Source organism: Microcoleus sp. S36b_A4 (assembly GCF_036700645.1).
GTDB lineage: Bacteria > Cyanobacteriota > Cyanobacteriia > Cyanobacteriales > Microcoleaceae > Microcoleus.
In genome coordinates this window covers 1-23088 of record NZ_JAUBPI010000098.1, presented here as the reverse complement: position 1 = coordinate 23088, position 23088 = coordinate 1, and the positions used below count along the sequence as shown (strand labels likewise).

General features: G+C 42.9%; 19 protein-coding genes and 1 tRNA gene. 8 read left to right on the top strand and 12 right to left on the bottom strand.

All coding sequences use genetic code 11. From position 1 onward, the window contains the following. Window positions 1–192: 192 nt before the first annotated feature. The 6 genes from QUA03_RS24025 to ndhL form a co-directional block, all read right to left on the bottom strand. Window positions 193–2604 (bottom strand): ATP-binding protein, encoded by a 2412-nt coding sequence (locus tag QUA03_RS24025; RefSeq protein WP_333215593.1) that lies wholly within the window; start codon window positions 2602–2604, stop codon window positions 193–195. 242 nt (window positions 2605–2846) lie between these two features. Continuing rightward, a complete protein-coding gene (locus QUA03_RS24020; protein ID WP_333215592.1) occupies window positions 2847–3074 on the bottom strand; it encodes a hypothetical protein in 228 nt (75 codons plus the stop codon). 866 nt (window positions 3075–3940) lie between these two features. After that, window positions 3941–4576 (bottom strand): DUF6658 family protein, encoded by a 636-nt coding sequence (locus tag QUA03_RS24015; protein ID WP_333215591.1) that lies wholly within the window; start codon window positions 4574–4576, stop codon window positions 3941–3943. Window positions 4577–5081: 505 nt separating this feature from the next. Then, complete coding sequence (gene trpA, locus QUA03_RS24010; RefSeq protein ID WP_333215590.1) at window positions 5082–5879, bottom strand: tryptophan synthase subunit alpha; 798 nt, start codon at window positions 5877–5879, stop codon at window positions 5082–5084. 305 nt (window positions 5880–6184) lie between these two features. Further along, the gene (locus QUA03_RS24005; protein WP_333104690.1) at window positions 6185–6490 is read right to left on the bottom strand and encodes a DUF3007 family protein; all 306 of its coding nucleotides are present in this window, start codon (window positions 6488–6490) and stop codon (window positions 6185–6187) included. Next, on the bottom strand, window positions 6491–6706 hold the full coding sequence (gene ndhL / locus QUA03_RS24000) for an NAD(P)H-quinone oxidoreductase subunit L (RefSeq protein ID WP_193972727.1): 216 nt from the start codon (window positions 6704–6706) through the stop codon (window positions 6491–6493). It abuts the gene before it with no gap. Window positions 6707–6904: 198 nt separating this feature from the next. Between ndhL and QUA03_RS23995 the strand changes: the two genes are divergently transcribed. Then, window positions 6905–6989 (top strand) — tRNA-Leu (locus QUA03_RS23995). A 284-nt stretch (window positions 6990–7273) separates the two neighbouring features. Here QUA03_RS23995 and QUA03_RS23990 read toward each other — a convergent pair. The 4 genes from QUA03_RS23990 to QUA03_RS23975 all read right to left on the bottom strand — a co-directional run bounded on the left by QUA03_RS23990 (window position 7274) and on the right by QUA03_RS23975 (window position 13407). Beyond that, window positions 7274–9181: an ATP-binding protein gene (locus tag QUA03_RS23990; protein ID WP_445304871.1), complete on the bottom strand. Its 1908-nt coding sequence runs from the start codon at window positions 9179–9181 to the stop codon at window positions 7274–7276. Between the two features lie 149 nt (window positions 9182–9330). Continuing rightward, a complete protein-coding gene (gene phnD, locus QUA03_RS23985) occupies window positions 9331–10221 on the bottom strand; it encodes a phosphate/phosphite/phosphonate ABC transporter substrate-binding protein (protein ID WP_333215587.1) in 891 nt (296 codons plus the stop codon). 991 nt (window positions 10222–11212) lie between these two features. After that, window positions 11213–12988, bottom strand: coding sequence for an ATP-binding protein (locus QUA03_RS23980; RefSeq protein WP_333215585.1), 1776 nt, complete (start codon window positions 12986–12988; stop codon window positions 11213–11215). A 236-nt stretch (window positions 12989–13224) separates the two neighbouring features. Then, entirely contained in the window at window positions 13225–13407 is a 183-nt protein-coding gene (locus QUA03_RS23975; protein WP_333215583.1) for a hypothetical protein, read from the bottom strand. A 142-nt stretch (window positions 13408–13549) separates the two neighbouring features. Here QUA03_RS23975 and QUA03_RS23970 point away from each other — a divergent pair, with 142 nt between their 5' ends. From QUA03_RS23970 to ureC, 7 genes are all read left to right on the top strand, one after another. Next, a complete protein-coding gene (locus QUA03_RS23970) occupies window positions 13550–14473 on the top strand; it encodes a radical SAM protein (protein WP_333215581.1) in 924 nt (307 codons plus the stop codon). Continuing rightward, a complete protein-coding gene (locus QUA03_RS23965) occupies window positions 14466–15779 on the top strand; it encodes a photosystem II assembly protein (protein ID WP_333215579.1) in 1314 nt (437 codons plus the stop codon). The genes QUA03_RS23970 and QUA03_RS23965 overlap by 8 nt, the downstream gene beginning before the upstream one ends. Window positions 15780–15841: 62 nt before the next feature. Continuing rightward, window positions 15842–16717, top strand: a complete 876-nt coding sequence (locus QUA03_RS23960; RefSeq protein ID WP_333215576.1) for an urease accessory protein UreD — start codon at window positions 15842–15844, stop codon at window positions 16715–16717. Between the two features lie 162 nt (window positions 16718–16879). After that, a complete protein-coding gene (gene ureA, locus QUA03_RS23955; RefSeq protein WP_006635319.1) occupies window positions 16880–17182 on the top strand; it encodes an urease subunit gamma in 303 nt (100 codons plus the stop codon). 33 nt (window positions 17183–17215) lie between these two features. Then, entirely contained in the window at window positions 17216–17533 is a 318-nt protein-coding gene (locus QUA03_RS23950; RefSeq protein ID WP_333158442.1) for an urease subunit beta, read from the top strand. Window positions 17534–17869: 336 nt separating this feature from the next. After that, on the top strand, window positions 17870–19021 hold the full coding sequence (locus QUA03_RS23945) for a glycosyltransferase family 61 protein (protein WP_333215574.1): 1152 nt from the start codon (window positions 17870–17872) through the stop codon (window positions 19019–19021). A 155-nt stretch (window positions 19022–19176) separates the two neighbouring features. Beyond that, the gene (ureC, locus tag QUA03_RS23940; RefSeq protein ID WP_333215572.1) at window positions 19177–20913 is read left to right on the top strand and encodes an urease subunit alpha; all 1737 of its coding nucleotides are present in this window, start codon (window positions 19177–19179) and stop codon (window positions 20911–20913) included. Between the two features lie 232 nt (window positions 20914–21145). On the opposite strand, the gene QUA03_RS23935 is transcribed toward ureC, so the two are convergent. Together QUA03_RS23935 and QUA03_RS23930 are read right to left on the bottom strand one after the other, a co-directional pair. After that, complete coding sequence (locus QUA03_RS23935) at window positions 21146–21775, bottom strand: hypothetical protein (RefSeq protein ID WP_333215570.1); 630 nt, start codon at window positions 21773–21775, stop codon at window positions 21146–21148. Between the two features lie 253 nt (window positions 21776–22028). Further along, window positions 22029–22949: a calcium-binding protein gene (locus tag QUA03_RS23930; RefSeq protein WP_333215568.1), complete on the bottom strand. Its 921-nt coding sequence runs from the start codon at window positions 22947–22949 to the stop codon at window positions 22029–22031. Between the last annotated feature and the right edge of the window lie 139 nt (window positions 22950–23088).

The following is a 23088-nucleotide window of genomic DNA, read 5'->3' as shown; positions in this document are numbered from 1 at the left end:
CTTATTCTCTCCCGGCGCGGTGGCTTTAGTTCTTCTCAAAGCCACCGTTCTCATCTTTATTTAGTCTAAAGTACAGTAAAAAATGATGCTATTTTAAAAGAGTTATGTCAAGGCTTTCAAAAAAAGACCCGAATGAAAGTCAGTATATCTTATTACCCGATCGCCCAAAAAACATTGAATTTTAATTCAAATTTATCCCTTCACAGGCAAAACGATCGCAAACTCAGTGCCAACTTCAGGCTCGCCATTCACCTCGATGCTTCCGCCATGTTTCTCTACCGCAATCTGGTGGACAATTGTCAACCCCAATCCAGTTCCTTTGCCGACACCTTTCGTCGTGAACAAATGGTCGAATATCTGCTGTTTAATTTCCTCTTTGATCCCAGTGCCGTTATCAGCAATTTTAATTTTAATGTACCCTTCGCCGACTATATCCGTGCAAATCTTGATGCGGTTGGGATTGGCGGTAATTTCGCTAAAAGTGCGTCCTATATTTGACTCTTCTAAGGCATCGATCGCATTGGCAAGCAGGTTCATGAAAACTTGATTCAATTGACCGGGAAAACATTCGATTTTAGGGAGATTGCCGTATTTAGTTATCACTTCGATCTGCGGCCGGTGTTCGTTTGCTTTGAGACGGTGTTTCAAAATTAAAATAGCGCTATCAATGCCTTCGTGAATATTAAAAGGAACTTTGTAGTCTTTGTCACCTCTGGAGAAGGTACGCAAACTGTTGCTGATACTGCAAATGCGCTCGCACCCAAGTTGCATTGAGTCAATCATTTTCGGTAAATCTTCCAAAAGATAATCGAGGTCTATCTCTTCGGCGTGGTCGGCTATTTCCGATTGCGATGCACCGGAGCGATACAATTCTAAGTGTTCTATAACATCTTCCAAACTTCTTTTACCTTCGATTAAATTGCCAGAAATAAACCCAATCGGATTGTTGATTTCGTGGGCGACTCCGGCGACCAAATTACCCAAGGCAGACATTTTCTCACTTTGCACGATTTGCAGTTGTGCTTGTTGTAAATTTTTTAAAGTTCGTTCTAGCTGTTGGTTTTGCTCTTGCAAAAGTTCTGCTGCTTGCTTGCGATCGGTGGCATCAACACCCAAACCAATAATCCCGATCGTCTCGCCCTGGGAATTTTTTAACTGCACTTTCGTGATTTCTAAATCGTGTAGTTTGCCGTCCACAAGTCTGAGAATTTCGCTGGAGTAATGCGGCAAATCTTGAGCAAGGCAGGCGGCATCTGAAACCAGACAGCCCGCTGCATTCTCCCCTAGTATATCTTTATAATGATCGACAGCTAGGAAATCGCTCAGGGGAACGCCCACATCTTGAGAAAATGTCTTGTTCAAAAACTGTACTTTACCACTGGGATTAACCATCCAAATCCAAATCGGAGCGACATCAAGAATCGCTTGGAGCATTTTTTTCTGATCGGCAAGCTGAGCTTCGGTTCGGCTAATTGTTACTAGCGATCGCTCTAATTGTTGGTTGTAATCCTGATATTTTTTATAGAGAAGAGCATTTTGCAAACAGATGGCTGCCTGGGAAGAAAGAAGATTGAGAAGTTGCAGGCGATCGCGAGTAAAAACTTTTGCGGTTAAGCGATTTTCCAGATACAAAATGCCGACTAAGCTGCCTTGATCGAGAATCGGCCAACACAGCAGGCTCTGCGGTTGGTATTTGAGGATGTAGGAGTCGGAATCCCAATCACTTTGTTGAGCGAGATCCCGAACAATCACAGGTTTCAATAAATTTTTAACGCAGTCAACAATTTTAAGGGGCAAGATATCGCTGTTTTCATCGAGTTTTGCGGATGATAAGTCGATCGCCCACTCGACTCCCGAATTGTCGAGCGTGCTGGTAGCCGCGATTTCCCATTGATTGCCGTTTGGCAAAATCAGCGCTCCTTTGTCAGCTCCTGTATTTTTCATCGCCAGTTGCATCAGTTTGGCAATCAGTCGATCGAGTTCTCTTTCACTAGAGAGCGCTTGACAAGCTTTTAGCAGTGTTGAAAAATTCCCGAAATCTGAGACACTCGCCGAAACAGACGGATGAATGGATGGATGAATGGATGGATGAAGCGATGGATTTTGCCCCGCAGGTGTTGGAAAATTTGCTAATGGATTTGCAGGGAGTTTGGCTGGTTCTAAAATCGGTTTTAATAATTGAGGATAACGTTTTTCTAAGTCGTCTATTTTTGCTCTATCTCCCCAGCGGACATAGCAATCATAGGCATCTATCATGTAGAGTCTGGCAATTTTTTCCCTTCCTAATGACAGGTAAAATTTAGCAGCGAGTTCGCAGGCAAGAGCTTCTTCATTGACATATTCGTTAGCTTTAGCTCCGGTAATAGCTCGATCATACAGTTCCATTGCTTCTGCTGTCTGTCCCAAAACGCCCAGCAATTCTGCCTCAAGCAGATCGAACTTGTGTTGGTAATTTATCGGCGTATGATGCGCGAATTCTTTGAGTTTTTTCTGACTAGCCCCAACGCGCTTCAGGATTTGTTGGCGCTCCGCCGGTGCGGCATCTGCATAGATTGCCAAATGTGCCAGTGCATCATAAAAGTCGTGCATCATCGTTACTAGCATCAAAACACAATTCCCAAGATAAGGTTTGCCTCCATTTTGCCTGTCGATTGGCTGCGGATTACGGCTCGAATATATCCCGAATCCCTGGCCTCTGTTTGCTAAAATTTATACACCTCAATCTAGCAGGTAACAGGTAAAATCAATTGAAAGATTGGAATGTTTAATGTATTTGTAAATAATCGGTCTGCGTTCGAGTTCGTCGAGAATGTCTGTTCGGGTGAGGACTATTTCTACCGATGCAATTAACGGTCGCTAATGCAACTTTTTGGGATTGTGGCAGCACCACCTCCCGCAAATCCTCCGCCACAATGACGTAGGTTTGAGAATTTTAGCTGCCAATTGTTGGTCTTTCTCACGCCTGCACCGATCGATAGCCGATCGAGAATCTGTGTAAGATTGCGCGATTTCGCGATCGAGCGATACCCCGGTATTACGCTAGTCAAATATACTGCATTTATTATTGTGTCCATATTGGCTGACCTCAACCCAGACATTAACTTGACAAAACTTAGTCTATCTATCTTAGGGCATAAACAGCATAATTTTCGAGCTGTCGATCAAAAAATCAAATTATCTATTAAAGAACCATATTTTATACTTGGGCGATCGCGATTAAAGCTTTTTACTTACGTATAAGTTTCTACTGTTAATCTCAAATGCGATTCAATGAACGCGAAATACCGTATAAACACTGCCTTATCATGTCTTCAAACATACAATTGCTAATTAATTAAATTTAATATAGCTCGATCGTCAAAATTTCCGCAAAGCAGATCAAAAAGTTATTACCTTAAAAAGTCCAAATATAATCTATAGAAATTATAAAGAATCTGTCGTGAAAGCAGTGGCACTCCAGTCCCCCCTAGAAAAGGACAGGGCCGTTGGATTGTGGTGAAACCCCCCTGCACTCTACTTCCGGCCTCATAGCCCTCCCTGCGGTTAAAACCCAATCAAATATTAATAGGCAGTAGTCTTCAAATGACCGAAAGCACTCAGGATACAAGCCCCCGGATTCCTCCGTGGAATCAATGCTTCAATCTAAAATCTATAGCGTTTCTCAGTCAAATGAGGTACATTTTTAGAGCTAAAATCCTTAATGGATAAGGATTGGTTGTACCTGATCAGCTAAGGAAACGCTATAAAATCTAAAATCTAAAATCGATTGACTCTACCTACATTCCGACAGGGGTTAAAACCCCTGTCGGAATGTAGCTTCCCGAAAAGGAAACAGCGTTATTTGAGATTAGTCGTCTGTCGCTCTTTCGGCTGCTCGTTGAGTTCAGTCAATATCTCCATTCACTTTATAGCAAATATTGTCTGAGGCATCTTGAGCCTTCTATCTTGCATCTCGTGCTGCATCATTGATATTTTCTTGGCCACCGGCGGTATTATATCTCAGAGACTCAGTACCTTCTGATACTCTTTCTTTTGCTCCCTCGGTGGCTTCTTTAACAATATCTTTTGCTCCCTTCAAGCCTTCGCGAGTGTTTTCTTTAAGATTAGCAAAGCCTTGTTTGGTTTTGTCGCCAAAGTCATCAGCTTTGCGCTGGGCGGTGCGAGCATCGTCCTTGACCTTTTGGCCGATTTGGTCGAGTTTTTCAGGCGCATCATCCGCTACCCGCCGCACATTTTCACCTACATTGTTGCTAGATTTCGTGTCAATGCGGTGCTGCGCTTGCTCTTTGAGAAGCTGAGCTTTTGCTTCTGTTGTTGTCACCTTTTTGTTTCTAGGATCGACATCGCTGTAATCGTTCATGCCGCCTTTGAATTCCGACGTTACAGCCCCGGTCGGCACTTCTTCTCTAATTTGGTCGGCAGTTTTTCCTTTTCCTGTCATCACATCAGTTTTTCCTGCCATAATATCAGGGGCGCTGCTGCAAGCCGTACTCACAAATACTAAAATGCCAGCCAGAAAAACTGTTAAAATTTGTACAGCTCGAATTTTTTTCAGAAATGCAGTTAGTCTCTTCATAAAAATGCTCCTTTCTATTGTGAGATGTTCAAATGCCTTGTGGCTTTGTCGATGTCTAGCCTTACCAAATTAGGTACTTAAACACTTTTTTAAGTATAGGAATAGAAACCGTAGTTTTTCATCTATCCCAAGTTACATTCCTTAAGTTATAGTAGAAGGTAGAAGGAAGAAGGAAGAAATAAGAAGGCTCTTCGGCTTGGAGATCGGATAGAAATCAGCAATCAGGAAGAAGGAATGAATAATCCTCAATCTTCTACCAATTATTAAAAGTCGCAGCACCCTGCGCCGGACAAGGCAATGCCGTTTCCCTACATAGCTGTTTTGATCTCCAGACGCGCACTATGTTGAAATGTTGTGCGTGTTCGTCCCAAAAAAAACCTTCTAGTCAGGAACTAGAAGGAATGTGGTGTATTATCTCAAGTACAACAAGGTCTTTAATCGCAATTGTGATGGCACATCCCGATCGCACACATCTGTCTAATGGCTGAAAGTATCTGTACAGTTGCTAAGGATTTTGAATCGCTGTTTTTAGACTTTTGCAGAATTCGCCGATCGCCTCTAAGCCCTGTTCTGGAGTACCTTCTGCCAAGCGTTTGACAAAAGCACTGCCAACAATCGCAGCATCTGCACCCCATTCTTTCACTTGACGAGCGTGTTCGGGTTTCGATATACCAAACCCGACGCCGATGGGTTTGTCGGTGACGGCGCGAAGTTCTTGCAGCAACTCTTTTGCTCTCGTTTCTAAGCCTTCGCGTACTCCCGTCACCCCCGTCACGCTGACTAAGTAAATAAATCCTTGAGACTGACGAGCGATCGCCTCTATACGACTTTTGGGACTGGTGGGAGCAACTAATAATGTTAGTTCAATCCCTAACTTGTTGGCAGGTTGGATGAGACTGTCGGCTTCTTCTAAGGGCAAGTCTGGTACAACCAATCCCTGAACTCCAGCACTTTTGATTTGCTGCAAGAAGGTTTCTATACCTCGGTACAAAATCGGGTTGTAGTATGTGAAGAGAATGATGGGCGATCGCAAATTTGGACTAACTTTCGCTACCATTTCCAGCACCGCATCTAACCGCGTTCCCCGCTGTAGAGCCCTTGTAGCAGCGGCTTGAATCACCGGCCCGTCAGCTAGCGGGTCAGAATAGGGAACACCAAGCTCGATCGCGTCTGCACCGTTATCATCCAAAATTTGCAGTGCTTTAGCCGTTGTCTCCAAGTCTGGGTCGCCAGCAGTAATAAAAGGAATCAATGCACATTGGTGGTTCTTGCGTAACGTTTCAAAACAATTAGAAATAGTCATTAGTTATTAGTCATCAGTCATTGGTTGTTGGCAGTTGGTTGTTGGCAGTTGGTTGTTGGCAGTTGGTTGTTGGCAGTTGGCAGTTGGTTGTTGGCAGTTGGTATTAGCTAATAACAACTAATATCATGTCCGATGAATTAACCATAATAGCCCGGTGGGGGCGGGTTTTTGAGATTGTCAATTATGGGCGGTATTGTTGGTGAACCCGCCCCTACAAAAATCGCGATCGCTCGACCGGACATGATATAACCACTAACCACTGACAACTAACCACTGACAACTGACAACTGACCACTAACCACTGACTAATTATCTTTTTCCTGCTCAATTTCGGCTTGAAGTTTGGCTAATTCTTCAGGAGTGAGTGCATCTAGCTGCTTCTGCAAGACAGCTTCTTTGTAGTCTTGCAATTGCTGGCTGTAGGTCATATTTTGAGTCAGTGCTCGAAATAAATAAGTCACCAGCCAGCCAATCAAGCCGGCGACCAAAAATAACTGACTCCAAATCCCTGCATTCATACTGTCGAGTCCGGCAAATTGCAGTAGCAAGTAGACAAACCCACCTGCTACAAAAAAGCCGACACTGATTCCAATTACGTCAATACGTCGCATTTAGGCTTCTATCTGCCGCCGTTTGGGCCGAAAATTCAAAAAAGGAGCTAGGAGAAACATACCTGGGAAGAAGAAGAACATCAAGAAGTACATGAAGCCGCGCTCAAAAGAGGTAGCGACGTACCAGCGGCTGTTCAGGTAAGCGTAGGTGGCCGCGGGTACTACCAGGAGGTAGGCTCCTGCCAAGACGGCGTAAAGCAGTAAGGTAATATACATAGATTTGCTTTAGGGGATTAATAACACGGGTAAGTCAGTTGACACGCTCCGTTAGCTGGTTAACTATTGTACCGCTTGGGGAGATCCAGCGCGACTTTTGAGAATTTTTTGATTAGGGGTTGCGTAAATTGGGGTTTTGCCTGTAGAATAAAAGGCTGTTGCTGTTAGTGGCTCAAAACCACAGCAGTTAGACCAAAGGGGGGCGTGGCGGAATGGTAGACGCTACGGACTTAAAATCCGTTGACCCGAAACGGTCGTGTGGGTTCAAGTCCCTCCGCCCCCATCCATTTCCATCATTTGTGATTCAACGGTTTCAGATTTCTTGTCACCAAGATTTCTGTTTGCCGCTCAATTTTCGCGCTAATGGTTTTTTACTAAGTCCAAAAGGGCCTCTATATTTGCCTGCCAAGTTCGCGCCGGATTTTTTACGTCCGGTCTTCAACTCGTTGAGCAAATCGGCTGGTTTGGGAAATTGGGCGGCTGTGGGAACTGAGTTTCAATAGTCGAATAACAAATTATGTGCCGTCGTTAACATATTAATGTCCTCAAAATAGACAATATCTAGCTTCAAGTTTGAGATGAGACGGGAAGTGCGATCGCAAACTCTGCTCCCCCTCCCAAAGATGAAATTATCTCTATTTTCCCCCGATGTTTTTCCACAATTTGGTAGCAAATTGCGAGTCCGATACCAGTGCCTTTTCCTGGTTCTTTAGTTGTAAAAAATGGGTCAAATAGCTTACTGTGGATGGCGGATGGAATGCCAGGGCCGTTATCGCAAATTCGCACCAGAATTTGGCTACTATCCAACTTTTGCGTCTGAATTAAAATCTGAGGACTTTTCCCTTTCTTAGAGTCCTGGGATGACCCTTCTAGTGCATCTATCGCATTGGCTATAATATTCATAAATACTTGATTTAGCTGCGCTGGATAACACTCTACTTCTGGCAAGTCTCCATAGTTTTTGACAACTTCAATTCCCTGCTTGAGCCGACTGTTCAAAATCAATAGTGTATTGTCAATACCTTCATGGATATCAACTAATTTCATTTGAGCTTCATCTAAGCGAGAGAAGTTTCGCAAAGACAAAACTATTTGCCGGATGCGTTCTGAACCTATTTTCATAGATTCAAGCAGTTTTAGTAAATCTTCTGTGATAAAGTCTAGTTCTATTTCTGCGATTTCTTCTGCGATCGCCTCTGTGGGTTGCGGGTATTCCTGCTGATAGAGACGAAGTAAATGCAGCAAGTTTATAACATACTCGTTGGCGTATTCTAGGTTGCCGTGAATAAAGTTAATAGGGTTGTTTATTTCATGGGCGACGCCTGCCACCATCTGCCCTAAACTGGACATTTTTTCGGTTTGAATTAACTGGGTTTGGGTGTGTTTAAGTTGGTGAAGCGCTGCTGTAAGCTCTTCTGTTCTTTCTTCTACTCGCTCTTCCAAAGTTTGGCGACCCAGCTCTAATTCATCGGTGTATTCTGCTACCCATTGAACTAATTGATTGATGGATTTTGCTAAGGTTCCTACTTCATCTTCTGTGGTGACAGGTGCTTGCAAATCAAAATTTGCTTGTTGAGTAATAGTTTTAGCAACGCTGGTTACAGCTTGGATAGGGATGGCGATCGCGCGGCTGGTACAGATGGCTAGAAAAGTAGCGATCACAACTGACACTAACATACTCGCTACGATGATTTGCACTCGCAATTTCTCAGCCACCTTAAAATTAATGTAGGCTTGTATTTGCTGTGCCTTAGCTACTTCTGTCATCAAGCTTAAACTCTCTGACAGTCGCTCAAACTTAACATCGAGCTTAACTGCTCTATCCCCTCTAATTAAATCCAATACCTGCTGCTGTGCCTCTTTAACTTCTTCTGGTTTTAGCGAGGAGGAAGCTATTTCTTGCCAAAAAAATGTGAGCAATTGAGAATACGAATCTGTCGCAGTTGTGTAACCATCTAACAATTTCTTTAATTCAGCATAATTTACTGCTAATTCTGTGGAATGTTTTTCACTAAAAGTGTCTATTTCTGCAATAAGTTTTTTAACGACCTTAACATCTTTCGAGAACTTAGCAGTTTCATATTCAAACCAGATTGAATCTCCCAAGATAGATATTAGTCGTTTGGGATGTGACTGCACTACCTGCACGGAATATTCTAAATCCCTGAGCAAATCCTGTTGCTGGTCGGCGAAAGTTAGAGCTTGGAAAGCTTGGTCTTGGTAATAGTCTCCACAGATCATTCCACCTGTGGCTCCTAGTACGGCTATTCCAATTGCTAGTGAGTAGCCATAATTAATTTTTTTGGCAATGCTTAACCGAGAAATGAAGCGGTTAATTGCAGTCAAGGGAGTTTTTTTGAGAGGATTTTTGAGGTCGCGAGATCCTTCAGTGACAGCGATATTATTTTTTCGTCTATTTAGGATAATGTTTTTGAACCTCACAGCCCTATTCTCTCCCTGTTCAAACTTGTGCATACTGGCAACCTGAGCTAAATTTTAACAACTTTATTAGTAAATGCACATAAATAAAGTCTCTTATTCATAGTAGGCAATCTTCCCTAGATTTTATGGAGGATTAAGGGCTAAAGCCCTACTACAAAGTAGGCATTAGATAAAATTTAACCTTAAAAGACATTCCCCTGACCAATAGCCTTATAAACTTCACGAATCATGTTATAATCACGGTCGTTAGCTGGCATCAGTTTAGCTCCTTGATACTTATCATTATCTTTCCCAACTAAAATTGCTTCAATTAGCTGATCTTGATTTTCTACCAGGCGATTGCGAATTTTTTCAACAAGAGTATTAGGCAGGTTACTACTAGCAACAAACAAATCACTAGGTAAGGGTTGCCCTGTGGCAATAATCCGAAAATTATTGGTTGATAAACCGTCTGTTTTGAGTAAATCTTTGTATCTATTCACACCAATTGCTAAGGCATCAACTTGGTCTTGTTTGAGAGCCTGCAAGCCCTTTCTTTCCAACATTGAGATTTTGAAGTCGGATTGGGGATTTAAGCCAGCATCCAGGAGAATTTTAATCGGGCCTAGATGACCACCAGTTGCACCTATTTTCCACATAGCTATTGTTTTACCTTTCAATTGTGCTGCTGACTTAATCTCACTATTGGCACGAACAACAATAATTGAGTGATAGTCCGGGCGGGTGATGGCAATGATGGGAACAGCATTTGTCCGGGCCCGCATAATCACATATTCAGATGGCCCTGTTAGAGCTAATTTTAGGCGATCCGACTGGAGAGCTACGGCTGCTGCTATATAGTTATCTACGGGGAACAATTCAATTTTTTTCTCCAAAACTTCCCCAAGAACAGTCCGAAAGGTTTGATAATTTTGCTGCAAATCTTCTGCACCCTGAACATCAGTTACAGCAAATTCAAGGGTTTCAGGTTCACTTACGACCAAACTGGAAGAACTGCGATTAGATTGATTTACTGTTGTAGAACAGCTTGCTACAGACAATAGCGATAACCCAACAAAATGCCGCCGCTTCATGATTTTTAAGAGTTTGAGTGGCAGTTGAAAATTGCATAACTATTATAAGCTATTTGGAAGAAACTGTCATTAAAATAGATTATCCGTTGGTTAAGCTTCAGTCAACTGTTGTGACCAAATTATTAAGAAATTTTTTATCTATAGGTTTTATGGTTGGGAGGATAAGGCAGCGGATCTTGTAAACCTAACTCCTTAAACGCTGGCAGACTTAACTCACAGGAATCGCAAACGCCACCAGCAAATTCACCGCCGTAACAAAACCAAGTTTTTTTCGCAAGGCACTCCCCCATTATTGCCTAATTTATTTAATTATTTATGTTTTCTTTAGCTCAATCAGAAGTATTAAGATAGAGAGTGCATCACGTTCTTTCCCCTATTGTGTCCCTATCCGAAATACTTCTTGAATGGCTTAAATATAATGGGGGTGACAGTCCCGATAGCCGGAATAATCTCAAGTGTTGATAATAATGTAAACGCGCTCGGCGTTGAGAGTTTCGGCCCCGGCGATGCCAAAAGTTAGAAACATTGTATTGCGATCGAGAACGTAGGTGATGGGGAGGCTTTAGGACATTCGATCGAGGGTACAATCCCGTATCACCAGGACGCCTCAAGAGGACTTTGATTGTCTAATTTTTACAAGTTTCGTTTTTTAAGAAGCGACACAAAATTTGTCAAAAGTTTAAATAGCGACAACAAACCTGTTAAAGTCACTGCTGTACTTTGGTGGTCAAAAAAGCTGTTAGAATCTTTATAGAGCGAGCGCTTCAGTTAATGTTAGGGAGACGAGATTAATTTTTAAAAGCGACGAATAATATGTTATTCGGCACTAATCGCCATCTCATGTCCGGTAAAAAAACCATGATGTCTGTAGGCGCTGGTTCACCAATATCTGTAATATAAGAATATAAGTTATATATCCCGTAAACCGGCCTAATCGAGACTTCACAACCTTGACTCCCGACACACAAAAACGAAGTCGCCCCGCGTGATATTACGCAGCAACTGGCAAAGTAATCACAAATTCCGTACCCTGTCCTATTTGAGAATTTACCTCAATTTTGCCTTGATGCTTGGCAAGGATTTGATAGGAAATAGCCAATCCTAATCCAGTACCTTTACCGATCGACTTTGTAGTAAAAAATGGGTCAAATATCTGTTGGGTACTTGCGGACGCAATTCCCGGCCCGTTATCCCGAATCTTGACTATGACAGTATTGTCTGCCGTGATTTCCGTGCTAATCCAAATGGTTGGCGAATAGCATTTGTCTGCCTTTTTCACTTCCTCCAGCGCATCTATTGCATTGCTAATAATATTCATAAATACTTGATTCAGTTGCGCGGGATAGCACTCAACCGCAGGCAACTTGCCGTATTGTTTAATAACTTGAATACCTTGTTTGAGTCGGTGATTGAGAATGACGAGGGTGCTATCTATTCCTTCGTGAATGTCGGCTGATTTCATTTTTCCGTCGTCGCATCGCGAAAAATTACGCATGGATACGACAATTTCGCGAATGCGATCGGCTCCCATTTTCATCGAAGATAGGGTTTTTGGTAAATCTTCTCTGAGAAATTCGAGTTCAATGTCTTCAATGCGCTCTACAATGGCATCTGGTGGGTTAGGATAATATTCTTGATAGAGAGTTACCAAACCTGCCAAATCTTCGATGTATTGGTTGGCATAGTCAATGTTTCCGCCGATGAAGTTGACGGGATTGTTGATTTCGTGGGCTATCCCTGCCACCATTTGACCGAGAGATGACATTTTTTCGGTTTGAATTAATTGGGATTGAGTTTCTTTGAGTTCTTTTGTATACTCGCTAACTCGCTGAATTAATTGATTGAAAGAGGCAGCTAAAACTCCGATTTCGTCGTCGGTTGTGACTGGTACTTGCAGGTTAAAATTCGATTCGCGAGCGACTTGCTGAGCGACATTAGTGACGGTTTCGAGGGGTTGGGCGATCCCGCGGCTGGTTTTGTCCGCTAGGGCGGCGGCGATGAGTGCTGAAATTAGCATACTTCCGAGAATAATTCGGTTTCGCAATTTTTCAGATTCTTCTAATGCTTGAGTTCCTTCCTGTTTATGAATTTCTACGGTAGAAATTAGGTCAGTTAAACTTTGAGCAAGGTTATCTAGTACGATCGCCTCTTGGCCGCTGCTAGTCCTCAACATTTGTAGCTGTGCGGACTCGATGCTGTTGGGCTGCAAATTCCAAACTTCCGCTTCTTTTAACTGCAATTTAATTAGCTGACCGTAGTAATCAATGACGAGGGCAGATTTCTTCAAGATAGCCTGCAATGTGGCCTCTTCTGTTGCTAGTCGATCGGGATGTTCTCGTGCGAAAGATTCAATTTCTGCAATCAAAATTTTTGCTTGATTGATTTGCCCGAAAAAGCGATCGTGTTCGTATTGCAGCCATACGGCATTTCCCAAAACGACTGGCAATCTCGCCGCGTGCGATCGGGCTTCAAATACGGTATTTTGCAAATTTTGCAGCAGTTGCTGCTGCTGTTGCGCCACATTTACCTGAACTAAAGCTTGCTTGCGAAAGTAGTCTCCGAATCTCATTCCCGCACCAGTTCCCAAAATCGCTATGCCGATAGCTAAAGCATAGCCATAGCTAATCTTTTGACCGATCCGCAAATGCTTGCATTCTGCCTTTAGCCCAGTTAGATTAATAGTTGAAGTTTGTAACAAATCTTTTTGAGCATAGTGCTTTTGCTCTACTTTGCTATTCTTGGACTGACTGTGGGTAAATAATAACATTGGAAGTTCCTCCCAAACTAATCAGGAGTAATTGAGCGAAGAAAAGCAGAATGCACTTATGCTGAAGGTCGAAAGCAGTTTTGAGTGTTGAACTTTGAATTTTGAATTATTTCACTCAAAACTCAACGCTTCCCCTAGTATCTCTCTTTTTAGACTAGAGTGTTTGTGATCTCAATCAACAATCTCTGTGATTATACGCAAATTTAGAAAACTTAGGGTTACAGCGATTAGTATTTTTAGTCGGTTGGGAAACAAGGCCCAACTACCGCTTCTCCCCGTTTTTCTTTTTTGGCCAGTTCTAGGTTTAATTCCAGCACTTTTGCTAAAATATCGTCGCTGTCAGTAAATCCGTAAGCTTGCATTACATTCGCGATCGAGCTTAGCGTGGAGTTTAAAGAGCTGACTTGTTGGTTCTTCAAAAAAATTATTGTAAAGTTGACTAATTACCCACTTTTTTGCTAACATTTGTTGAGTGGGGTACAGTGAAGTAGCAAGATAGAAGCGCCCTTGCCTTTCTCATTTATAAACATTTTCCATTTTAATACTGTAGCAGGTTCAATCATGGTAAAGTCTCAGTATGAAGAATATTCCATCGGCAAGAAACACACTGTCGCACTCAAAGAAAACTTCGGAAGTTCTAAAGTGTATGCACAAAATGCACAGTCAGTGCTTAACAAAGCTACTGGATTTATCAGTGCTTACGATTTCACGCTAAATCCTTATCGCGGCTGTCAGTACGGATGCAGCTATTGTTATGCTGCTGCTTTTAGCCCTAATTCGCAGATGCGTCAGGATTGGGGAAATTGGGTTATCATCAAAGAAAATGCCACCGATATTTTAAAGAAAGAGTTGCATAGTTGGTACAAGAAAAACCCGGATCGACCACCTAGCATTTACATGAGTAGTGTCACCGATCCGTATCAGCCCATTGAAACTAAAAAACTATTAACTAGGTACTTGTTACAAGTAATGCTTTCCTATCAACCGACGCTAGTTATCCAAACTCGCAGTCCTATGATAACTAGAGATATCGATATTTTACAGAAATTTCAGCGGTTGCGAATTAACATGAGCATTCCCACTGGTAGCGAAAAAGTAAGGAAAGATTTTGAACCAAAGTCGCCGAGTATTCCTGCGAGACTCAAAGCTATGGCAAAACTGAAATACAGCTTTCCTTACCAAGAAAATTGCGAAGTCAGATTTTCTATAACTGTGACGCCACTACTCCCTACCTTACCGGAAGATGAAGCGGATTTTATTAGCAAGCTGGCAGTTGTAGATAGAGTGGTGATTCAGGATTTTCATGCCAGCAACGGGCGATCGCTAATTGCGTCAACTCGCGAGGAAGCATTAGCTCTTAAACACAAGTACGCTTGGTGGTACAATAGCGAACAACAGAGTTATCGCAAGTTTAAAAATAAATTAATTGCGATGCTCCCCGATGTTGAAATTATGGAAGGCAAAGAGGGATTTGGCTATGAATAACTCGCTAGCTAACTGGTGGCGTTCCCATCAGTTTAACGAAGCCGTTAAGAGTCAAAATAATCGACTTGCCAAACAACTGTTAAAACAAATAGAAAATTCCGGGGCAAAACTCTCATGGCAGCAGAAGCTATTTAAAGAGCGCCTACAGCTTGAGAAGTTATTACAGAAAAAAAATGACCGCATCAAAGAAGCCGAGCGGCATTTAGAAGAATTAGAAATGCAACTAAGCTTCGGGCAACTTGACGATTCGCTGGCGCGGATTGATCAATTAACATTGTTTCCCGACACAAAGTTCATTGAACATATTTCAAAATCTTTCAAATTGATAGACTGCGATGAGAGTATGATTCAATGCACTGGCATTGACGACAAAACATTTAATAATTTTGAACAACATTTGGCTGGATTTATTAAGAATGAGCTTAATAAGTTGAGCAGGGAAAAAAACACTATTGATTATTTACTTGAACAAGCTATTGACGATATACAGAAACTGAAAGAAGGACAAGATCCTAAATACAATTTTGAGCTAAGTCCTCACGTCTATTTAATTAGGTATTTCCTAGATAACGTCTACTGTACATATCTAGCTTGGTTCCTGATTTACAAGGCTGGATTATTACCGACTAAAGTTAATATCCTCGATATTGCTGCTGGGCCGGGTACTGTTGCTTACGGACTCGGTTTGTTGCTGCAAAGCAGTAGCGACTTTTTTTCAATGCCACCAATGCACATATCATACTACTCTCTGGAACAGCAAAAAGCTTTTCAATATCGCGGACTCCAGTTTTGGCGGCAGTACATGGAACCCCAGGCGATGAATGCTTACTTTCGTTTTGACACTTCTAGTATATTTGATGGGAAAAATCAATCTCAAAGACTGCCTCAAAAATTCTTTGATTTTATAGTGATTTCTCACTGTTTTTTTAACGATGAGGAGAGAAGAGAAAAATCCCTTCTAATTTACAAGGATATATTTACAAACAGCCTGAATGATTCGGGTTACGCTTTGCTAATTATTCAAGATAAGAAGTTGCTGATACCATACAATGTTCGTCGAGTTGATGATTGTCAACAGGAGCTAAGTTTAGTAAGACAATTTGTTGATGAACTGGGCTTAAACTTAGTTTGGTATAAATATTTAAATTCAATCGGTAGCAGGACATCCCATCCTAATTTTGGCAAGTTTGCTAGAGAAAATCTACCTGTACAGAAATTCATCAGTCCACTTTTCCGCCAGCACCTTAAATTACCTTACGAGCCGCATTATGGGCTTGATGACTATGTAATATTAGCAAAAAAATAATAAGTATACATCTCGAAAGAAATGAAAAAAGTTTCCAATTCAACATTTAATCGTAAAAATCTGTGATTCAAAAATCGACTGAAACACCTACCAAGAACATTCAAACTGGATGGCACGGCAGCCTGAATTTAGCCTACGCTAACCGATCCGGTGCAACTCAAATCATTCACAATCAAATGCAAGCACCCCTAAAGGTGCAGCGCCCGTTTTATCCTGAAGGGAAAGAGATTTGTCACAGCGTCATCTTGCACACGGCTGGAGGAGTTGTCGGGGGCGATCGACTTTCCAGCCATTTTCACCTCCAACCCAAGGCGAAAGCCTTGATTACCAGCGCCGCTGCTAGTAAAATCTATCGCAGCAGCGGACTAGAATCACAACAAAATATTGACATTCAGCTAGATACTGGTGCTAATTTAGAATGGCTGCCACAAGAAACTATAGTTTTTGACGGCGCAATATATCGGCAAAATTTGCGGGTAGAATTAGCACCAACAGCGAGGATTTTACTGTGGGAAATTACCAGATTTGGACGCAGTGCTAGGGGCGAAAAGTTCTTGTCTGGAGAATGGATCTCGCACACCGAAATTTGGCAACAAAACAGCCCTTTATGGATTGACAGACAATTGCTCAAAGGAGGAGAAAAAATGCTCGAAAGTCCTCACGGCCTCGCAGGAAAACCCGTAGTTGCCACCCTCGCTTGGGTAGGCGAACCCGTTACAGCCGAGCTCATGGAAAAAGTGCGAGATTTGCCATCTGAGGCAACAATTTCTCCTGGTAATTCCACCGTCGGCGTGACTCGTATTCCTAACGGTTTGCTGTGCCGATATCGCGGTACATCCACAGCCGCAGCGAGAGACTGGTTTGTCAGCATTTGGCACTTGCTGCGCTTATCTTTTTCAGAACGCCCTTGCTGTTTACCCAGAGTTTGGATAAAATAGGATGATCTTTGAGTTTCAATGTAGAGTTGCCCTGCTAACAAGATTATTCCTGTCTCTCTTTTCTGACTCTGCGCCCTCTGCGCCCTTTGCGGTTTAATCATTCAGAAACAACCGTAAACGATATCATCACCAAATAATGCGATCGCACTTACAAGAATAAAAATGCAACTCACCCCCCAAGAAAAAGACAAACTGCTGATTTTCACCGCCGCCCTGGTAGCAGAACGCCGCAAACAAAGAGGTTTAAAATTAAACTATCCAGAAGCACTCGCCTACATTTCCGCCGCCATTTTAGAAGGAGCGAGAGATGGCCTCACAGTCGCCGATTTAATGAGTTATGGAACAACTCTCCTGACGCGGGAAGATGTGATGGAAGGGATAGCAGAAATGGTGCATGAAGTCCAGGTTGAGGCGACTTTCCCCGACGGAACAAAGTTGGTAACAGTGCACGATCCGATCCGTTAAAAAATCAACCACAGATACTCAGAGGAGGAAAAAATGATTCCCGGAGAAATGATTGTTTCAGCAGGCGAAATAGAATTAAATGCCGATCGCCCAACGGTGCGGTTGCTGGTAGGAAATAAAGGCGATCGACCCATCCAAATTGGTTCACACTATCACTTTTATGAGGCAAACGAAGCCTTAGAATTTAATCGAGAACAAGCAAAAGGAATGCGGTTGGATATCCCCGCAGGTACAGCAGTCAGGTTTGAACCGGGAGATGAAAGGGAAGTGCAATTAGTGCCGTTTGTGGGAAGTCGTCAAGTCTACGGCTTTAATGGAAAAGTGAACGGTCATCTGGATGCTGAAGTATGAAGCCAGATGACCGTTCACGATTGTTGATTTGGGAATTTGAAACTTTTTAACTTAAAAGTCCTACCAGTTTCAAAACATAATGCAACTGTAGGCTCTCTCCACACTATCATAGTGACACTCATCCCAATCCCAAATGTAAAATCGCAAATGGTATCATTTCCAGCCCTATGCCTGGAGAATGATAAAGTAAGATAAAAACTTTTTCTCTGCCTTCTGTATAAGTGCCTTCGGGCTTTTTTTGTTAGTTCAATCTCCTACTTTTGAGCGAGTTAAAATCTGCCGTTTGCGGTCTAATGTGGTTGTAAAAACTGCAAAGATATACAGCAAAAGTGCGTGATGAACCCAAAATTAGTTGACCAGATCAAACAGAAATTGAAGCAGAGCTTGCTGGCAACATCAAGGCGTGTCTGGAGAACCCCGTTAGACCGACGCACCAGCATCAAATTGTTAGATGACAGCATAGTTTATAAAAAGCAGCACCAACCTATCAATATACCCGCATTAACCTCTGTAAAAAAAGTGCCTTCTAGGTTTTTTGCCACGGAAAAAGCCGTGTCTTTTGACCCAGATTATGTATGGAAGATTTCTTTGAATCAAAAAATAAATTCTTTAACTATTTGTACGTCGGGCAACACGCTGCTGAATAAGAAATTGCTTTTAGACTTGGATTTTCGGATTAGCGGTGCGGGCATTCTGGAATGGCCTTACAAACCTAACCAAATTACCTATCCGCTGGTAGTTGCTCCTTGGTCGCATTTGTGGTGCAGTTATTATGATTATGTGATTTTTGTGCTGGCTAAACTTTGTCGAATTGAGGAGGCTTTAGGTAAGGAAATTTGGCAAGAAGCTAAAATTTGTTATCCTTTACGACATACAGATTTTGAGTTGGGCTTTATGACCAAACTCGGTATTCCTGAAAGTTCACTAATCGACACTCAGGCTAGAGATACGGGATATCATGCAGAAAGTGTGGTGGTGGGAAACAATCAAGACTGGTATTTTCCCAGTCCTTACGATATAGAGCTTTTGCGGAAAAAATTCTGTCTTAAGGAAAAGGTAAAGCCTTATAGAAAACTTTATCTGTCGAGAAGCGGCCGGCGCAAGGTTAAAAATGAATTACAAGTGCGAGAGGTTTTGAAAGAATTTGATTTTGAAATTTTGGAAGATATCTCGCGCAGTGTTGATGAACAAATTCGTCTGTTTGCAGAAGCGGCGGTGGTTGTCGGCCCTCACGGGGCAGGTTTTACAAATTTGCTGTGGTGTCAGCCGGGAACGAAAGTATTGGAATTCTTTTATGGAGGGTACACTCCGCCATATTTCTATTACATTTGCCAGCTATTGGGATTAGAATACTCTCGTATGGTTGATGACAACAATGTAGCGGAAGATTGGAGTTTCATTGGCATGGATATGACGGTGGATGTGGAGATTTTGAAAAGGCAAATCCCTAAAATGCTGGAGGAAAGTTGCCCCTTGATAGCCTGTTAGATTTTCGATTGGCAAGAATTGATGCCTATCGGGATTTTAAAGCTTGCCTAATGTTATATTTTTTTTTACGGTTTCAGATTGAGGAACTTGTTACATACTATAATTCAAGTGGGTCTCAACTGCTAACTAAAAATTTATTAATATTAGGAGCGAGCATGAGTTACAGAATGGATCGTCGCGCCTACGCGGAAACCTTCGGGCCGACTGTGGGCGATCGCGTCCGGTTAGCCGATACAGAATTATTCATAGAAGTTGAAAAAGACTTCACAACCTACGGGGATGAAGTTAAATTTGGCGGCGGCAAAGTCATTCGCGACGGCATGGGACAATCGCCGATTTCTAATGCAGACGGCGCTGTTGACACGGTGATTACTAATGCTTTAATATTAGACTGGTGGGGAATTATTAAAGCAGATATCGGCATTAAAGACGGCAAAATTTACAAAATTGGTAAAGCGGGAAATCCTTATATTCAAGATAGGGTAGATATTATTATCGGGCCTGGTACTGAAGTAATTGCCGGTGAAGGAATGATTCTCACCGCTGGGGGAATTGACACTCACATTCATTTTATTTGTCCGCAGCAAATTGAAGTGGCGATCGCCTCTGGAATCACTACAATGATTGGCGGTGGCACAGGCCCTGCAACGGGTACAAACGCCACAACTTGCACTCCGGGGCCTTGGCATATGTACCGAATGCTGCAAGCAGCCGACGCTTTCCCGGTAAACCTAGGATTTTTAGGTAAAGGAAATAGCAGTCAACCCCAAGGATTAATTGAACAAATCTTGGCCGGTGCAATGGGTTTGAAACTCCACGAAGATTGGGGAACTACACCAGCAACGATCGACACTTGTTTGAGTGTAGCTGACGAGTACGATGTGCAAGTTGCAATTCACACGGATACTCTCAATGAAGCGGGATTTGTGGAAGCTACAATTGCTGCTTTCAAAAATCGAGCTATTCATACTTACCATACTGAAGGTGCTGGCGGCGGACACGCACCTGATATTATCAAAGTTTGCGGCCAAGCTAATGTTTTGCCTTCGTCAACTAACCCGACTCGCCCTTACACTGTCAATACTTTAGAAGAACATTTAGATATGTTGATGGTTTGCCACCATTTGGATCGAGGTATTCCTGAAGATGTCGCTTTTGCTGAATCGAGAATTAGAAGGGAAACTATTGCTGCTGAGGATATTTTGCACGATTTAGGTGCGTTTAGTATGATTTCTTCTGATTCTCAGGCGATGGGAAGAGTGGGAGAGGTGATTATTCGGACTTGGCAAACGGCTCATAAAATGAAAGTGCAGCGGGGACATTTACCCCCCCTAACCCCCCCTTACCAAGGGGGGGAAACAGAGGGAATTAATGATAATTTTCGGGTGAAGCGGTACATTGCGAAATATACAATTAATCCGGCGATTACTCACGGAATTAGTCAGTATGTCGGTTCAGTAGAAGAGGGGAAATTGGCGGATTTGTGTTTGTGGCGGCCGGCTTTTTTTGGGGTGAAACCGGAACTGGTAATTAAAGGAGGGGCGATCGCCTATGGGCAGATGGGAGATGCTAACGCCAGCATTCCCACGCCGCAACCGGTGCATATGCGGCCGATGTTTGGCAGTTTTGGCGGGGCGATTGGGGCGACTTGTCTGACGTTTGTTTCCCAAGCTGCGCGCGATCGAGATATTGCCGCACAGCTCGGTTTGCAAAAGCCCACTGTAGCAGTTTCCGGGACGCGACAAATTAGTAAAAGAGATATGAAACTCAACGATTATTTGCCACAAATGGAAGTCGATCCAGAAACTTATGAAGTTAGGGCGGATGGGGAATTGTTAACTTGCGAACCGGCAACTGTTTTGCCAATGGCGCAGCGATACTTTTTGTTTTAACTGATATCTTGCACCATTTTCAGCAACAGGCAAGATGCCTGTTCCACAATAAAATTTATATTTTGTGGGACAGGCATCTTGACTGTTCATAAAAGGCTAACTTACCATTGTGCAATATCTCAGTTTTAACCGATTATACAATCATGTAGTGGCGGGTTTTACAAACAATATTTGCCAAAAACCGACAATCTCAAAAACCCGCCCCCACCCAACGGCAAATCTTCATCTTACTTTATTCGGGATGTGATTTCATGTTAGAAAAATTGAGCGATCGCACTATCAAACCCTGACACAAAAACCAAAAATAAAGTGCAATATTAATCCCGCTCAACAGCTTCGGTATTCCCTCCAGCAAGCTCGAAACAATCTCGTTTTTTAACGGCAGCGCTTCTGCAAAAAAGGCAACAAATAACAAACCAACCCCACTCAGCAGTAAAGCATAGGGAGTCGAGGGAATATACCTCCGAAAAGTTAATCCGTATGCAATTGCCAGCACGGCGTAAAATATGACAATTGTCACTTTCGGAAAACCCGCACGTCCCAGATGAACGTGGGTGCGAAAAACTTCATTGAACAGAAAGCAACTGGCAAACAGTGCCGAATATAAAATAAATCGATTTTCTGGGCGGTCTGGTTGAATAATTCTCAGCAATCCAAAAGTAAAAGCGCACACCATTACCGATAAATAAAATAACATTTGAAACGCCAAGAAAAAGAAACCTGCACCCGGATACGTGGCAGAGCAAGGCGGCAAAAATAACCCTTTTACTGAAGAACCGAACAAACTCAGACACGCCGTCACTATCCCAACTAGCACTAAAGTTAAACTATTGAACAAAAAAACTGTTTTATAATTTGCCATAATTAATAACTAAAAGCTAACAACAGTATATTGCGCGTCAAACCATTTTTTGCTAGGGCTTGTGCATGGGGGTTCAGAAACCGGGTTTTTTACGAAAATACTGCGTTGTGACCCGAAGATTCGCAAAAGAACTCGGTTTCTCTGTCGGAGTGCGTAATTCCCGATCGTGTTCTTTGAGTAAAGGTGAGATATTCGGTGAAAGGACAAAGCATTGCTGTGTTTCTACAGCAGGCAATTGAGAATCTACAGATATTTAAACAGAGACGAAATCTTCAGAGCCGATGAGATTGGGAGCAACACCTGTCAAAGCAGCTAAAATTTCACCGTTGCTAGCTAATCCAATTAATGTGCCGTTAGTTCCAGCGGAAATTGATAGTTGTCCGAAAGTCAAGCCGTTGATTAATTGAATGGTATCTTGAGCGTGGCCGAAATCAGAGATTGTATCAACTCCCAACCCCGCACCTAAAACAAATACATCGTTGCCCGCGCCGCCGACTAGAATATCGTTTCCCAAACCGCCGTTGAGGGTGTCAAAACCTTTGCCACCAAACAGGTTGTCGCTGCCGCCGCCCCCGACAAGGATATCGTTGCCTTGTCTGCCGATAAGTGCGTCATCGCCGTCAAAACCGTTGATATTATCGCTGCTGGGAGTGCCTATCAGGTTGTCGTTGCCGTTTGTGCCGTTGATGTTGTTACTAGAAGTATTGATGACGCCTGGAGTGTTGGTTAAGTCAACAATAAAGAGGTCTGAGCCATTGTTGGTATCTCCCGGCACGAGGTTGGAGGCCTTAGATGAAAACGCCACTTTCTGCCCGTTGGCGGAGATGGAGGGGCTGTAGGATTCGCCGTTCCCCTGATTGCCCGCCCCTGAAACAGAGACGCGAGTGGTGGTATTGGTTGACAAGTCGCGCACGAAGATGTCAGTGCTATTGTTAGTGTCCCCCCACACGAGGTTGGAGGCATCAGATTCAAACACCACAAACCGTCCGTCGGCGGAGATCGAGCTATAGTCGGAGGAGATCGAGCTATAGAGGGAGGAGTCGTTCCCCGGATTGCCTGCTGAGTCAACTGAGACGCAGGTAGTGGTATTGGTTAACAAGTCGCGCACGAAGATGTCGCCGCGATTGTTAATGTCCCCCGGCACGAGGTTGGTGGCATCCGATGCAAACGTCACAAACCGCCCGTCGGCGGAGATGGAGGGAATGCCGGAGGAGTCGTTTCCCTGAATGCCTGCTGAATAGACCTCTTGCGAAAGTCTCAGACGAGCGCTAGTTTGTCTTCAAAAAAAGTTCATAATTATAAATACCAGCGAT

Excerpts from the sequence above, each read along its gene's own strand:
- QUA03_RS24025 (WP_333215593.1), bottom strand. The coding sequence starts at position 2,604 with ATGCTAGTAACGATGATGCACGACTTTTATGATGCACTGGCACATTTG.
- QUA03_RS24020 (WP_333215592.1), bottom strand. The coding sequence starts at position 3,074 with ATGGACACAATAATAAATGCAGTATATTTGACTAGCGTAATACCGGGG.
- QUA03_RS24015 (WP_333215591.1), bottom strand. The coding sequence starts at position 4,576 with ATGAAGAGACTAACTGCATTTCTGAAAAAAATTCGAGCTGTACAAATT.
- trpA (WP_333215590.1), bottom strand. The coding sequence starts at position 5,879 with ATGACTATTTCTAATTGTTTTGAAACGTTACGCAAGAACCACCAATGT.
- QUA03_RS24005 (WP_333104690.1), bottom strand. The coding sequence starts at position 6,490 with ATGCGACGTATTGACGTAATTGGAATCAGTGTCGGCTTTTTTGTAGCA.
- ndhL (WP_193972727.1), bottom strand. The coding sequence starts at position 6,706 with ATGTATATTACCTTACTGCTTTACGCCGTCTTGGCAGGAGCCTACCTC.
- QUA03_RS23990 (WP_445304871.1), bottom strand. The coding sequence starts at position 9,181 with ATGCACAAGTTTGAACAGGGAGAGAATAGGGCTGTGAGGTTCAAAAAC.
- phnD (WP_333215587.1), bottom strand. The coding sequence starts at position 10,221 with ATGAAGCGGCGGCATTTTGTTGGGTTATCGCTATTGTCTGTAGCAAGC.
- QUA03_RS23980 (WP_333215585.1), bottom strand. The coding sequence starts at position 12,988 with ATGTTATTATTTACCCACAGTCAGTCCAAGAATAGCAAAGTAGAGCAA.
- QUA03_RS23970 (WP_333215581.1), top strand. The coding sequence starts at position 13,550 with ATGGTAAAGTCTCAGTATGAAGAATATTCCATCGGCAAGAAACACACT.
- QUA03_RS23965 (WP_333215579.1), top strand. The coding sequence starts at position 14,466 with ATGAATAACTCGCTAGCTAACTGGTGGCGTTCCCATCAGTTTAACGAA.
- ureA (WP_006635319.1), top strand. The coding sequence starts at position 16,880 with ATGCAACTCACCCCCCAAGAAAAAGACAAACTGCTGATTTTCACCGCC.
- QUA03_RS23950 (WP_333158442.1), top strand. The coding sequence starts at position 17,216 with ATGATTCCCGGAGAAATGATTGTTTCAGCAGGCGAAATAGAATTAAAT.
- QUA03_RS23945 (WP_333215574.1), top strand. The coding sequence starts at position 17,870 with ATGAACCCAAAATTAGTTGACCAGATCAAACAGAAATTGAAGCAGAGC.
- ureC (WP_333215572.1), top strand. The coding sequence starts at position 19,177 with ATGAGTTACAGAATGGATCGTCGCGCCTACGCGGAAACCTTCGGGCCG.
- QUA03_RS23935 (WP_333215570.1), bottom strand. The coding sequence starts at position 21,775 with ATGGCAAATTATAAAACAGTTTTTTTGTTCAATAGTTTAACTTTAGTG.